We start from the raw sequence: 13,414 nt of genomic DNA, 5'->3' as shown, positions 1-13,414 counted from the left end.
GAGCGGGTTTACTGGTAGATCATTTCCATCAACAGCGTTGAACTGTAGCTGCCGACTGCGGGCATTTGATTGCCGATCCTGACTGGCCGCACCGAGAGCTTGAGCTTTAACAGTGTGTCTTCAACTGCGAAGGCATGCTGTTCACCCAGGGTCAAATCCACCGTGTTGACGCTGCTGCTGACATCACTCAGGCGGGTTTTCAACCCCACTCGGTCAAGGGTGGTGCGCAGCGTGTTGCTGTCAAACGAACCATTGCCCGCGCTAAAGCGCAGCAGCACCTGGCTGCCTTTGAGGCATTGAAAGTTCAAGTCCACATCAGTCCATTCAGAACTGTCTGCGCTCAGCACGCTCAGGCTCGCCTTGGGGATATCGACACTCTGCGACGTCGGGAAACTGGCCGTGCAGGGCGGTTTTATCAGGGTGCCGGTAATATCGAGCCGGCTGGCCTCCTCATCGCCATACGCTGTGCCGCAGCACAGCGTTACGCTCGCCAGCAGTGCTGCAATCAGGCTGCCTCTGGCCTGTATGAACATCTCACAGGTACTCGAGGGTAATGACCGACGAACCGGTGAAACTACCCTCGGTCTGTGCGGCGATCGCAATCAGCTTGGCGGTCAAACCAAGGTTTACGGTGCCGCTTTGATTGGTCAGGTTGCGTTTGGTGCCGGTGACATTGGCCACGGAGTTGTCACTTTTCCACGACAACATATACACAAGGTTGGTCTTGCTGGTAGTCGCATAAGTGGTGGAGCCTGAATAGACGCCCGAAGCCTTGATGCTGACGTTCAGTGCCGAGTTGGCCGGGCAGTTCAGAGTGACCGGAATATCCACGCTGCTGGCGCTGCTTATCTGGTCGGTGCGAATGCTGCCAAAGTTGGCAGTCAAGGTTTTGCTGCTGGTCAGGGAGCAGGGCGCTTTGGTCAGGGTGCCACTGACGTTGATGGTGACGGTGTCGTCTGCATACGAAGAGGTGCACGCCAGACCAGTGAGAAGGGCTGCAGCCATTGATAAGCGCAAGTTCATGATCGGTTCCTGTGGTCATTCAGAGATAGTTGATGTTGAGGGTGTATTGGCTGGTGAAACTTCCAGTGGGTGAAACACTGGTATTCAGGCGCGGCCGGAAACCCAGGCGAATGGTATTGGCGCCTGTAGTCAGGTTGAGCGTACGCGGACTGTTGAAGGTCACGGCAGAGTTGTTATCGGCCCAGGTGGCGGCCATCGACAGGCCGGCCAGGGTGGTCGCCGAAACCCCGGGGCTGCCACTCACAGCGCTTTGCGTGGGCACCAGCGTGGCGGTTGCCTGGGTGCCGCGGGTGCAGTTCAGCGTGACATTTGCCAGTTGCTGCGAAGTCGCGAAGTCATTTGAATTCAAAGTACCAAACGGCAAGTTCAGCGCACTGTTTGAACTCATGGTGCAGGCTGGATTGATAATCCTGAATTTAAGGGTCAGGGTTTGAATCTTGTCGACATAACCTTCATAGCCTTTGATTGAGGTACTCGTCAGGTTAAAGGTAATCGAGTAGTTACCAGGGTTCTTTACACCGTAGGGCATGTAATACAGCACGCTATAGGGAACGATGGTGCCGACGGGCAACCTCTGGCAGACATTGCCGTTGGGGGACATGCAAGTGGTTGATGCGACGCCCCAAGGCTGTTCGGGTACTACTCCTCCAGCATCCGACCACGCATAGATGGGCCAACCGGTGTCTATTGTGCCGGTCCAGACCTGGGTGTGTTGCAACGATGAGCCATAAGGGAAATTGCGCGTCACTCGGCAACTGCCGGTCATTCTTGTTTCGAAATACTGCCCCGGGGCCAGGTCGCCCAGATTCACCACACCTGTGGTGCCTGTCGGGGTACAGGCCAGGTTGTTTTCAATCAGTGCAAAGGCCTGTTGGCAACCAAGGCCCAACAGCAAGCCAAGCAGCAGCAAGCAGCGTTTAATCCGGCGCGAGCCGGGCAGCAGGTTTGTTGAGTTATGCATCGGGAGTACCTTGAGTGTCTGCATGGGCGGCCGACGGGGTATCGCAACTGATCTGCAGTTGGCCGATGCCCGTGTCTGACAGCGTGTAATTGTTCAGGTCCAGATCTGTGGCGCACCACTGCCGGCCGCTGACATTGATCACCAGTCGCGACTTTTCGGGTACGCCGGTCAGAAATACCCGACCCTTGTCTGCCACCATGGCGTTGCTCAATAAGGTGCCGTCCAGTCCATAAACCTGAGCCTCGGCAGCAAAGGGTGCCGGCTTGCCATCTTTGGCGCTGAGGCTGATCAACAGGCGGCGACCGTTGCGGGTCTCGAAGTTGGCCAGTACAAAAGCGCCACGATTGGGGGTCACTTCCTGCACCAGTTGCTCGACGTCGGTGTTGTCCGATAACGAGTCGGTATCGAGCGCTACCTTGTTTTTGCGGTAGGGCTGGGCAGAAGAAATAATCGTGTAACCGCTGCTGTTGGTTTTGACCCCGCTTTTGGTCAGCACACCGACGTCCCCGGCACCGGGCGTGGCCACGATGATGTTGGTCTCGCCCAAAGGCTGGGTGAACATCAGGGTGTCACCGGTGGCGACGATCGCACCCTCCACGCCATAGTCCGTCTGGCGGGTGTTCTGGTCCTTGTTGTAAGACCCGTGCCAGATGGCATTGGCCGCGTTGTAACGGGCGGCAACCGAACCGCCGAGCAAGCGCTCGTCGTCACTGACTTGCTGATTGATGCCCAGGTTGTAAGACAGGGTGTCGTTGGGGAAATACGAGCCGCTGAAGGTGGCGTTGCGGCTGGCATTGCCGCCCGAATCCTGACTGTTGCTCAGGCCCAGACGGCTGCTGCTGCCCGGATCGCCCAAGGGAATGCTCACGCTCAACGATACGCTGCGAATGTCATCACCGACGCCGCTGTTCTGCGCCAGGCCCAGGTTGTAGGACGCGCGCCCGACACTGAAGCTGTAGCCCAGTTGCACCGAGGTATTGCTCTTGGCCAGGTTCCAGTAATCGGTTTTGGTCAGGTTGGCGTACATGCCGCCATAGGAGCCGAATTGCTGCGATACGTTGGCGGTAAAGCTGCTTTTCATATGGCCGCTCAAGTACGGGGTATACATCGCACTTTCGGTCAGCGTCTCGTCCACATAGGGTTCGAGGGAGTTGTTGGCGCGCGCATTGATCGCCTCGTTAAAGCTGTAATAACCGCTGGTGGAGTAGCGGTAGCCAATCAGGCTGAAGCTGGTGTCGGTCAGATCGATGGACTTGGAATAACGAAAACGAAAAGACTGCCCCGACAGGGTCTTGGAGTCCGGGCCCATGTCGTCGCTGATGGCATGGGTCACGTCCAGCGAAATGGCGCCGAAACCCGAAAAGTCGTGGGCAAAGCCTGCCAGCACGGAGTGGTACTGTTCACTGACGATGGTGCCACCGAACAGGGTGGTACCGTCAGTCAGCCCCCGGCGGTAGGTGCCTTGTACAAAGCCCGGCTTTTGTGGGTTCAATGCACCGTCTGCAGGGCGATACTGGCCGGCGGTCACGGCGTAGCTTTGTTGACCTTCGCGCAACATGTAGGGCACGGACGAGAACGACTGGACATACACCTGTCGCTCGCCATTGGGGCCTTCAACCGTGACTTCGATATCACCGTTGCCCGAGGTCGAGTACAGATCCTTGAGCGCAAACGGGCCGGACGGCACCCACTGTTCGCTGATCACATAGCCGCGCTGGCGCAACGTCACCAGCGAGCGGCCATTGGCCACGCCACGAACTACAGGCGCGAAGTTGCGCGAGTCATCCGGCAGCATGTCCAGGTCAGAAGCAATGCCCACACCGCGGTAGGAAATCGTGTCAAACAGATCGCTGTCGGTTGAGCTTTCACCGACAGTGGCAATCGCCATCAGGTTGCCCAGGTCCCGCTGCACATAGGTGTCCACGGACTTCCAGTTGCCATCGACATTGGTACTCTTCTGCCAGGTCGAGAAGTTGCGAAAGCGCCAGGCCCCGCTATTGAAACCGCTGTGCACACTGCCGAACTGGGACTGACGATTGCCGTACTGGCTCTCGTAGTGGCTGCCCGAAAAGTTATAGTTGGCAAAAGCGACTTGCTCGCCATCGCTCCAGCTTTTACGGCGGGTAGCGAATGGAATGCTGCCGATATAAGCCTGGGGCACTTGCAGGTCAAGCTGCTGTTTATTGAAGTCGTAGTCATAGGTGATACCGGTCAGGTCGCCCTGGAAGTACACACAGTTGTCAGCACTGATCTCAGTGTTTTTCAGGCGCTCGGGGTCAACGCCAAAATCAGTCAGGGCCTGAAGGCTGAAGCAGGGAAACAAGCCTGAAGGGGTCGATGTCTGGCTCGGCGTTTCGCGGACAAACTGCAAGTCGCGCTGTTCGAGATAACGATTGCTCAGTGACAGGTCGACACGATAAATACCCGGAAGTTGGCTTTGGCTCATGGCTTTTACTTGCTCGGCTACTTCGGCCGAACTGTTGCCGCCACCAATTTCCAGAAAGGAAGAATCGAAGCTGTAGTCTGCGCGAACGGCAGTCGTTGTGAGACTGATCGCACTGATTGACAGAAGGCCCCAGTAGTTTATTCGGCGCGCGAAGGCGCACATGCGCAATCGCAGCATGAGAGAGTTCTTCCAGTCGGCGTGTAGTTCAGTATTCAGCGAGCAATAACAGGCGTTGTCTTGACCGTGCTGCCGTATTCGTTGATGTAGCTGAATTCGAGGGTGTCGCTGTTTTTAAACGGTATTTTTGTAGTAATGGAACTACCGGGTTTTATGACTTCGGGCAGGCCTGTGCTGGCGTTGTTGTTAATCAGCAGTTCACTGACTACCACGTTATAGCCCGACGGGTTATGCACACTTAAGTGGCCGCCATCCGCTCGCCATTGAAGCCCTTCAACGGCTTGTACCAACGTGCCTTTCAAGTCGGCAGGGCGGTAGAACAGTTTGATTGTGGTCTTGAGTGCAATTTGCAGCACGTTTTGATTGCGTTGTTCTTCACTCAGGGCCGGGATGGCTTTTACGTTGAGAAAAAACAGGCTTTCTTTATCGGTGGGCAAGTTTTGCGCGTTGGTCGCAATCACCCGCAAAATATTCTGGCTATTGGCATCCAGGCGAAACAATGGCGGGGTGATGATGAATTCATCTGCGCTCTCATCCGGTTTGTCGAATGTGCTGACCCAGGATTGCACCAGATACGGTACGCCGTCGTCACCGGAGTTTGAGAGTGAAAGATTGGCTTCCTTGTCTTTGCTTTGATAAATAACCCGCGTAGAGCCGACATTGACGCCTGCTTGAATCTGGGGCAGCCAAAAGACCGCTGCCAGTGTCAACAAGGCTGCAATTTTTAAACGCATGAAGGGTGTCCTCTGTTTAACCTAACGACCGAGCTCGCGATTGAACGCGAGCTCTTTCGTTTAAAAACATGAATTACTTGTAAGTAACGTCGAAGCTGGCCAGGGCGTTAACTTTACCGGTACCGATACCGCTCACTTCTTCAGTGTCTGCCGCCAGACGTACATAGGAAGCGGTGAAATCGAAGGTGTTGCCTTGAGGGCGCAGTACGTAATCAGAGCTGGCGGTGTTCAGTGCCAGTTTGGAGCCGGTGCGTGCATCGTTGATCTGAATGCCGACGCCAGTGATCTGGTTCTCACCGGTCATGCCCAGTACGGTTGCATCAGTAACGGCTTGTTGGCCGCTGAACTTGATGGAGGCGTTTTTCAGGGTTGGGCCGCTGCAGTTCTCCAGAGAGATGGAGAACGGAGTGGCGCCGGCTGTAGAGCCAACAGTGCTGGCGAAGTCAGCGATACGAACCTGGCCCATATCAACGGATTTCTTCACGCTTTCGCTGTTGATGGTGCATGGGTTGTCGTTGATGACGCCGGTGAATTCAACCTGGCCGTCAGCCGCTTGAGCAGTCGCCGCTGCCATGACGATCAGCATCGAAGAACCACAAAGTGCCGTGTATTTGCCTATTTTTTGAAACATGGGAGACGTCCTTTACAAACAGATGAAGTGTGATATTCATTTTAAGTGTCAGCCTGACAGCGGCGTGCCGCAGCAGGTGTTGCACAGGATGCAGCTGAACGTGGAATAGCCCCATCAGACGATTCCTGTTCGTCGTTTCAAGCGTGGTCCAGGGCGGGCAAAGTGCTGTTTTTTGTAGCTCTAAAAGTGCGTAGATACCTTGGCAGCTAGTGGGCTTGCCAGGCTCCATCCAGATGAATGACGGCGCTGAATAATGAAGCAAGCAAAGGTACGTCTCGGTGCACTGGCATTGAGTTCATTGCGACTGAACAAGCTGTTGCTCCTGCTGACCGGACTTGCCCTGTTGCTGGTGGGCATGAGTTATTGGGCCGTTAACCGTTTGTTGATGGAGGAACGCGAAAAGACCGAATTCCACTTCGCACGGTTGATTGAAAGTATTCATGAACACGAAGACTTTTTACGCATTGGCGCTGAAAGTTATGACCACGCCAGTGGCAACTTTTCGATGGACAACAAGCCGCGCTCGCACATTGAACTGATGCGTCAGGACAACGAAGTTTTATTTCAAAACCGGGACACGGCCAAGTCCCTGCCATTTACCGTCAGTCAGCGCGACACGTTCAGCCTGGATGAAATGCAGGGGGTTTATTCGTTTGGCGTACAGTTGACCGATCTGTTCACGGCTTACTGGTCCGATTCTTATTATTCGGCACCGCAAGTGTTTGTCTTTTCACCCACCGCCCAGTTTTCCATTGCCGTCCCCGGTATTGATGGCACCCGCCAGTACCCGCTGTTGTTCAAGGATAATTTCTTTGCAGTGACCAAGCGTTTGTACGACGCGTTTTTGCCCCGGCGTCAGGCGCTCAACAGTGATCAAGTGTTGTGGATGAAAGCTCCGCTCGAGCTCATTCAGAAGCGCAAATACATAGTGGGCGCTATCAAGGTCAATCTTCCCCAGCGCTTTATGCAGGCGGCTAACGAGGGGAGTTCGGTGATTCTCAGCGCCTTGCTTGATGTCAGCGATGTGAGTGACCTTGAACGCTTGTTGATGCGCCCCACCAACAGTCGCCTGACCCTGATCTCCCCTGCTGGCGACGTGTTGTTGGGTGATGCTCGGAATGTCGAAGAGCTGGCGCCCGGGCTGAGTTTTACCCGTGACGGTCTGCGTTTCAAATTGACCTCAGGCGGGGCCGACCCCTGGATCGGCCTGTACGCCATCACGTATCAGAACTTCTTTGGCTATGCGAAATGGCCCTTGATGGGCGCGGCGGGCCTGTTTGGGTTGTTCGTCCTGATTGGCTGGCGCGTCAACCGCTGGTATCGGGTGCGGATCATCGAGCCTGCTCAGCGCTCCAGCCAGTCCCTGGCTGAAAGTGAAGAGTTCAATCGGGTCATGCTCGATAACGCGCCCGTTGGCCTGTGCGTGGTAGAGCGTGCAACCGGCGTCATATTGCTGGAGAACCAGCGCGCGCAGCAGTGGCAGGGCACACCTGAACTGATTGCCTTGTTGAAGCGTGATTATGCCGAACGCGAGCCGGGTGAGGTCCAGCTTGAAGTGGCCGGGCGTTATCTGCAGGCCTGTTTCGCATTCGCCCGCTACAAGGGCAGGGATGTGGTGCTGTGCGGTTTCAATGACATCACCCGGCATGTGGATGACGCCAATCTGATGGAGCAGGCAAGGCTCGCGGCCGATGAAGCCAGCAAGGCCAAGACCCTGTTTCTGGCCACCATGAGCCATGAAATCCGCACCCCTCTGTACGGGGTGCTGGGCAATCTGGAGCTACTGGAGCTCACGCCTCTTAATGAGCGCCAGCACGAGTACCTGAAAACCATTCAACGTTCATCCGCCGTTCTGTTTCAGTTGATCAGCGATGTACTGGATGTATCCAAGATCGAGTCGGGGCAAATGGCGGTACAAGCCCAAGCCTTTTGCCCACTGGATTTACTTGAAGATTGCGTGCGCAGTTACTCGGCGGCAGCGAGCAATAAAGGCTTGAAGCTGTTCGCCTGTGCGGACGCAAACTTGCCGCCACTGGTATGCGGGGATGCAGTGCGTATCCGGCAAATCATTAATAACTTGCTGAGTAACGCGATCAAGTTCACCGATTCAGGCCGGGTTGTTCTCAGGCTCAAAGTGACCGGCATTGAACCGGACCATGTGTCGCTGCAGTGGCAGGTTTCTGATACCGGTATCGGTATCAGCGAGCAGCAACTGACCCGCCTGTTCAAGCCTTTTTCCCAGGTCGGTGGCAGCGAGCGGGCAGGCGGGGCAGGGCTGGGTTTGTCCATCTGCTCGCGGTTGAGTGAAATGATGGGCGCCAACTTGCAGGTGGTCAGTGAGCCGGGGCTTGGCAGCAGTTTTTCATTACAGATGTCCTTGCCCGTCATTGCCGGCGCGCTGGTCAACAGTGCAGACATTGATCTGCGCAATGTGAATATCCATGTCCGTGCGCCGCTCAAGGATATCGGCCAGAGCCTGGTTGACTGGTTGTGTGCATGGGGCGCGCGGGCGCAGTTATTGCCGGTCTCGGAAGCTGAAGACCGGGATGCCATCCTGCTGGATATCGTCACGGGTTCCACGCAATCGCAACAAGCTGCGGGTGAGCGCGTCATTGCGACTGCGTCGGGCCGCAGCCAGGCGCAAAGGACGGCTCGGGGGTGGGAGGTCAATGCGTATGACATCCGGGCGATTGCCAGAACCTTGATGCAGGTGGCGCAGGGAACTGCACCGCAACTGAGTGCCAATGTGGCGCAGCCGCAGGCAAGTCTGGAGTTGAATGTGTTGGTGGCCGAGGACAATCCGGTCAACCGCGAAATCCTCAAGGAGCAGCTTGAAGCCCTGGGCGTTCGAGTGACATTGGCAGAGGATGGCGAGCAAGCCTTGGTGCGCTGGAGCGAAGGCTCGTTCGATCTGGTGATCACCGATGTGAACATGCCCAGGCTCGACGGTTATCAGTTGACCCGGCGCTTGCGTGAGCTTGATCCGGCTGTACCGATTATCGGTGTGACCGCCAATGCCATGCGTGAGGAGGGTGAACACTGTCTGGAAGTCGGGATGAATGCATGGCTGGTCAAACCCTTGAGCCTGAGCACCTTGCGCCAGACCCTGTGCGCTTATTGCCCGCAGACAACGCAGGCCCCTGCGCCCGTGCTGGAGTCCGCCACCAGGGCTGAACCCGCAGACGACCTTGAAGGCTGGATTACGCTCTCGCCGGCCATGCATCGCCTGTTTATCAGCACCCTGCAGGAGGACCTGACCCAGGCCGGGCTGGCGCTGCAGCAAGGCGATAGCGCGACACTGGTCAGTTATGTGCATCGAATCAATGGTTCATTTGCCACGGTCTGCGCGGTCAATCTGGCGGCAGCATGCAATGAGTGTGAAATCGCCTTGCTGCGTGAGTCCTTGAACCCTGAGTCAGCAGTGGCGATCAAGGCATTGCTTAATCGCCTGCACGGCGTGGTGGCGAGGATGGTTGAAGGGGAGCTGTACCCTGAAGGTTAGCGATGCAGGCTGAGAGCGGGTTCGGCCCGCTCGCTACAAACGCAGCTTGCGACGGATTCTTTCCACCCGGTCACTGTTAGGGCCCGCCAGCTCCTGGCGCTCGCGCAGGGTTGCAATGTAACTCTCGCGGGTTCGCAGGATATGGCGGCTGAGCAGGGTCGCCAGCGCGCCATGCTTGCCCGCCTCGGCGAGCTCGATCATCTGCCGGTGATCGTTGAACGAACGGTCCGGCTCATGCCGGGCGCGCCGGGCCAGATGCGTGCGCAAGGCCGCGACACGGCCCAGGTTGCGTTCGTAGGCGTCCACCAGATAACGGTTGGCGCTGAACTTGAAAAAACTCAAGTGGAACTCGGTGTCGGCAGCGCCGTAGGCCAGCCTGTCATCCTGCTCCAGCGCCATGATCATCTGCGCCAGGGCATCGCGCAGTGCCTGCAGGGTGGCCTCGGGGTTACGCTCAAGCGCACGACGCGAGGCTTCGACCTCCAGGGTCACACGGTGCTCGCAGAGCTCGACTATGTCGTCTTCGGTCGGGCTGAACACGTAGCTGCCGGATTTGGCCACCACGTTCACCAGGCCCTCGGTCTGCAACAGCGCCAGGGCTTCGCGAACCGGCGTGCGGCTGACCTCGAAGGCGGCGGCCAGACTTTCTTCGGACAGCGCCTCTCCCAGGTCGAAACGCGCCGAGACAATGGCTTCACGGATCTCATTGGCCAGACGCATGGCGAGGGACTTTTCTACGGATTTGCTCATCGGATCTACGCAGGTTTTGTTCGCCGAGCCATGGCTCAAGGCTGTGTGGGGCATCATGATAACGGAACATCAGCTTTAAACTTGTATACTAGTTGTTGTACCTTAGATTCGTCCCCCAACAATAATATGGACGTTTCAATGGCCACTTCCCAAGCGCTTCAGTCATCTTCTTTGCCCATCTTGCTCGATGCCTTGCGCGAGCTGCTCGGTGAGCGTTTAAGCACCAGCCGTGCCGAGTGCGAGCAGCACGGCCGTGGTGAGTCTTACCACCCGACCTTGCCGCCGGACGCGGTGTGCTATGCCGAGTCCACAGCCGAGGTTGCAGCCATCGTCAAGCTTTGTGCCGCGCAGCGGGTGCCGATCATCGCCTTTGGTGGCGGTACTTCACTGGAAGGGCATGTGGGCGCCACCCGGGGCGGGGTTTGCATAGACCTGAGCCGCATGCAGCGGATCATTACCGTGCGTCCTGATGATCTGGATGTGACCGTCGAAGCGGGCGTCACGCGCATGCAGCTCAATGCCGAACTGCGCACCACCGGGCTGTTCTTTCCGGTCGACCCCGGAGGCGAAAGCACCCTGGGCGGCATGGCGGCAACCCGCGCATCAGGGACCAATGCCGTGCGCTACGGCACCATGCGCGAGAACGTATTGAACCTCACCGTAGTACTCGCCGATGGCCAGGTGATAAAGACCGGTGGCCGCGCGCGCAAGTCGGCAGCAGGCTACGACCTCACCCGCTTGTTTGTCGGTTCGGAAGGCACGCTGGGGATCATCACCGAAGTCACTCTGCGGCTTTACGGCATTCCGGAAACGACGTCAGCGGCCGTCTGTACCTTCCCCACGATCGCGGCGGCGGTGAGTTCGGTGGTCTCCATCATTCAGTACGGCATCCCGGTGTCGCGCGTTGAGCTGCTGGATGCGCGCACGGTGCAGGCGGTCAATCGCTTTTCGAAGATGGCGCTGGCCGAAACGCCGACCCTGTTTTTCGAGTTCGCCGGCACCCCGGCCAGTGTGGCGGAGCAGGTAGAGCTGACTCGCGAGATTGTCCAAAGCAATGGTGCGCTGGGGTTTGAGGCAGCAGCGGATGCCGATGCGCGCAATAGCCTGTGGCGTGCCCGGCACAATGTGCACTATGCGATGCAGTCCATGCGGCCAAATGCCCGGATCTGGAGCACTGACGTGTGTGTACCGATTTCGGCGCTGACCCGATGCATTACCGAAACCGCCGAAGATGTCGCCAGGGTCTCTTTTTTCGTCGGGGTGGTGGGGCATGTGGGGGATGGCAACTTCCACCTGGGGCTGGTGGTCGATCCGGATAACGAGGCAGAAATGGCCGAGGCCGAAGCGCTCAATGAGCGTGTGGTGGAGCGCGCCATTGCATTGGAGGGTACGTGCACCGGTGAACACGGCATTGGTTCGGGGAAGATCAAGTACATGGACCTGGAGCACGGAGCGGCAGTCGGTGTCATGCGCCTGATCAAACAGGCACTGGACCCGCTCGGCCTGATGAACCCGGGCAAAGTCTTGCCTGAGGCTTGATGCTGGAATTTCAGGCCAGCCACTTCAGTGCTGTGGATGATGGTGCCGAAAGGGCAGCAGGCGTGGCGTTTTCCGGTTTGCAAGAGCGAGGGCAAAACCAATACCCCAGACACAAGAAAGCCCGCACTAGGCGGGCTTCTTGTTGGTTCGATTTCATCTTGCGATGAGCCTGAACCGGTGTTTGGTGGCTACACAGGGACTTGAACCCCGGACCCCAGCATTATGAATGCTATGCTCTAACCAACTGAGCTATGTAGCCAATGGCGCGCATTATTCCCTCGTACTGGACATGTGTCAAGCAAATATCTGAAATTTTTCTCTGTGCTATCAATTGCTTAAGGATTTCATGCCTGGAATGGAAATCTTCTGTAAAAAAATGGCACATTGACGCACCTGCAAGTGCACATTCACCTGTTGTCCGGAAACTAAAATGTCCCTTAGCAACGCTCAAACAAAAACAACCGAGTCCCCCTCTGTCCCGCAATCCAGCCCCTTAGTCATGCGCATCATCGGTGCCGTGGCGCTGGCGCATCTGATCAATGACCTGATCCAGGCGGTACTGCCGTCGATCTACCCGATGCTCAAGGCCAAATATGACCTGACATTTACCCAGATCGGTCTGATTACCCTGACGTTCCAGCTCACCGCTTCGCTGTTGCAGCCCTGGGTCGGTTATTACACCGACCGTCATCCCAATCCGCTGCTGTTACCCGCGGGCATGGTGTGCACCCTGATCGGGATTTTGATGCTGTCCCAGGTTGGCAGTTTTCCGCTGATCCTGGTCGCAGCGGCTTTGGTGGGTGTCGGTTCGTCAACCTTCCACCCCGAAGCTTCCCGGGTAGCGCGACTGGCATCAGGTGGGCGTTATGGTCTGGCGCAATCGACTTTTCAGGTCGGCGGTAATGCCGGCTCTGCCTTCGGTCCGCTGCTGGCGGCGGCGATCATCATTCCTTTTGGCCAGGGCAATGTGGCCTGGTTCGGCCTGTTTGCGCTGTTCGCCGTAGGGCTGCTGTACGTTATCAGTCGCTGGTACCGCAATCACTTGAACCTGTTCAAGCTCAAAGCCGGTCAGAAGGCCACCCACGGCCTGTCAAAGCAGCGTGTCATCGGTGCGCTGGTGGTATTGGGGCTGCTGGTGTTCTCCAAGTACTTCTACATGGCGAGCCTGACCAGCTATTACACCTTCTTCCTGATTGAAAAGTTCGGCGTATCGATTGCCAACTCGCAGATGTATTTGTTCCTGTTTCTCGGAGCGGTTGCGGCGGGTACGTTCTTTGGCGGCCCCATTGGTGACAAGATCGGCCGCAAGGCGGTGATCTGGTTCTCGATTCTGGGTGTGGCGCCGTTCACCTTGCTGCTGCCCTATGCCGACCTGTTCTGGACCAGCGTCCTGAGCGTCATTATCGGCTTTATTCTGGCTTCGGCCTTTTCAGCCATTGTGGTGTACGCGCAGGAACTGGTGCCGGGCAACGTGGGGATGATCGCCGGCATCTTCTTCGGCCTGATGTTCGGCTTTGGCGGCATTGGTGCGGCATTGCTCGGCCATCTGGCTGACATTCACGGCATCGAATACGTTTACACGCTGTGTTCATACCTGCCGCTGTTCGGAGTGCTGGCGATCCTGCTGCCGCGAACCAAAAAAGTTTGATCA

General features: G+C 57.0%; 10 protein-coding genes and 1 tRNA gene. 3 read left to right on the top strand and 8 right to left on the bottom strand.

What is annotated here, in order from left to right:
• Positions 1-8: 8 nt before the first annotated feature.
• From JQ845_RS03200 to JQ845_RS03175, 6 genes are all read right to left on the bottom strand, one after another.
• A complete protein-coding gene (locus JQ845_RS03200) occupies positions 9-533 on the bottom strand; it encodes a fimbrial protein (RefSeq protein WP_003439758.1) in 525 nt (174 codons plus the stop codon).
• Position 534: 1 nt separating this feature from the next.
• On the bottom strand, positions 535-1,023 hold the full coding sequence (locus JQ845_RS03195) for a fimbrial protein (protein WP_003439760.1): 489 nt from the start codon (positions 1,021-1,023) through the stop codon (positions 535-537).
• Positions 1,024-1,042: 19 nt separating this feature from the next.
• The gene (locus JQ845_RS03190) at positions 1,043-1,984 is read right to left on the bottom strand and encodes a fimbrial protein (RefSeq protein ID WP_003439761.1); all 942 of its coding nucleotides are present in this window, start codon (positions 1,982-1,984) and stop codon (positions 1,043-1,045) included.
• The gene (locus JQ845_RS03185) at positions 1,977-4,607 is read right to left on the bottom strand and encodes a fimbria/pilus outer membrane usher protein (protein WP_161717908.1); all 2,631 of its coding nucleotides are present in this window, start codon (positions 4,605-4,607) and stop codon (positions 1,977-1,979) included. The genes JQ845_RS03190 and JQ845_RS03185 overlap by 8 nt, the downstream gene beginning before the upstream one ends.
• A 35-nt stretch (positions 4,608-4,642) precedes the next feature.
• Positions 4,643-5,341: a fimbrial biogenesis chaperone gene (locus JQ845_RS03180; RefSeq protein WP_003439763.1), complete on the bottom strand. Its 699-nt coding sequence runs from the start codon at positions 5,339-5,341 to the stop codon at positions 4,643-4,645.
• Between the two features lie 73 nt (positions 5,342-5,414).
• Positions 5,415-5,972, bottom strand: a complete 558-nt coding sequence (locus tag JQ845_RS03175) for a fimbrial protein (protein WP_010657328.1) — start codon at positions 5,970-5,972, stop codon at positions 5,415-5,417.
• A gap of 253 nt (positions 5,973-6,225) precedes the next feature.
• On the opposite strand from JQ845_RS03175, the gene JQ845_RS03170 reads away from it, so the two are divergent.
• A complete protein-coding gene (locus JQ845_RS03170; protein WP_203008227.1) occupies positions 6,226-9,474 on the top strand; it encodes a hybrid sensor histidine kinase/response regulator in 3,249 nt (1,082 codons plus the stop codon).
• A 33-nt stretch (positions 9,475-9,507) separates the two neighbouring features.
• On the opposite strand, the gene JQ845_RS03165 is transcribed toward JQ845_RS03170, so the two are convergent.
• Entirely contained in the window at positions 9,508-10,281 is a 774-nt protein-coding gene (locus JQ845_RS03165) for a GntR family transcriptional regulator (RefSeq protein WP_100917177.1), read from the bottom strand.
• An 81-nt stretch (positions 10,282-10,362) separates the two neighbouring features.
• Here JQ845_RS03165 and JQ845_RS03160 point away from each other — a divergent pair, with 81 nt between their 5' ends.
• Complete coding sequence (locus JQ845_RS03160) at positions 10,363-11,763, top strand: FAD-binding oxidoreductase (protein ID WP_203008224.1); 1,401 nt, start codon at positions 10,363-10,365, stop codon at positions 11,761-11,763.
• Positions 11,764-11,945: 182 nt separating this feature from the next.
• Here the strand turns inward: JQ845_RS03160 and JQ845_RS03155 are convergent.
• A tRNA-Met gene (locus JQ845_RS03155) sits at positions 11,946-12,022 on the bottom strand.
• Between the two features lie 171 nt (positions 12,023-12,193).
• Here JQ845_RS03155 and JQ845_RS03150 point away from each other — a divergent pair.
• Complete coding sequence (locus tag JQ845_RS03150) at positions 12,194-13,411, top strand: MFS transporter (protein WP_029612974.1); 1,218 nt, start codon at positions 12,194-12,196, stop codon at positions 13,409-13,411.
• Positions 13,412-13,414 lie beyond the last annotated feature (3 nt).

It is taken from the genome of Pseudomonas paraversuta (assembly GCF_904063065.1).
Taxonomy (GTDB): domain Bacteria; phylum Pseudomonadota; class Gammaproteobacteria; order Pseudomonadales; family Pseudomonadaceae; genus Aquipseudomonas; species Aquipseudomonas paraversuta.
This window is presented reverse-complemented; position numbering and strand designations above follow the sequence as displayed.

What these genes read in the sequence shown, in the direction of transcription:
- JQ845_RS03165 (WP_100917177.1), bottom strand. Translation starts at nt 10,281, where the DNA reads ATGATGCCCCACACAGCCTTGAGCCATGGCTCGGCGAACAAAACCTGC.
- JQ845_RS03150 (WP_029612974.1), top strand. Translation starts at nt 12,194, where the DNA reads ATGTCCCTTAGCAACGCTCAAACAAAAACAACCGAGTCCCCCTCTGTC.
- JQ845_RS03180 (WP_003439763.1), bottom strand. Translation starts at nt 5,341, where the DNA reads ATGCGTTTAAAAATTGCAGCCTTGTTGACACTGGCAGCGGTCTTTTGG.
- JQ845_RS03175 (WP_010657328.1), bottom strand. Translation starts at nt 5,972, where the DNA reads ATGTTTCAAAAAATAGGCAAATACACGGCACTTTGTGGTTCTTCGATG.
- JQ845_RS03160 (WP_203008224.1), top strand. Translation starts at nt 10,363, where the DNA reads ATGGCCACTTCCCAAGCGCTTCAGTCATCTTCTTTGCCCATCTTGCTC.
- JQ845_RS03200 (WP_003439758.1), bottom strand. Translation starts at nt 533, where the DNA reads ATGTTCATACAGGCCAGAGGCAGCCTGATTGCAGCACTGCTGGCGAGC.
- JQ845_RS03170 (WP_203008227.1), top strand. Translation starts at nt 6,226, where the DNA reads ATGAAGCAAGCAAAGGTACGTCTCGGTGCACTGGCATTGAGTTCATTG.
- JQ845_RS03185 (WP_161717908.1), bottom strand. Translation starts at nt 4,607, where the DNA reads ATGCTGCGATTGCGCATGTGCGCCTTCGCGCGCCGAATAAACTACTGG.
- JQ845_RS03190 (WP_003439761.1), bottom strand. Translation starts at nt 1,984, where the DNA reads ATGCATAACTCAACAAACCTGCTGCCCGGCTCGCGCCGGATTAAACGC.
- JQ845_RS03195 (WP_003439760.1), bottom strand. Translation starts at nt 1,023, where the DNA reads ATGAACTTGCGCTTATCAATGGCTGCAGCCCTTCTCACTGGTCTGGCG.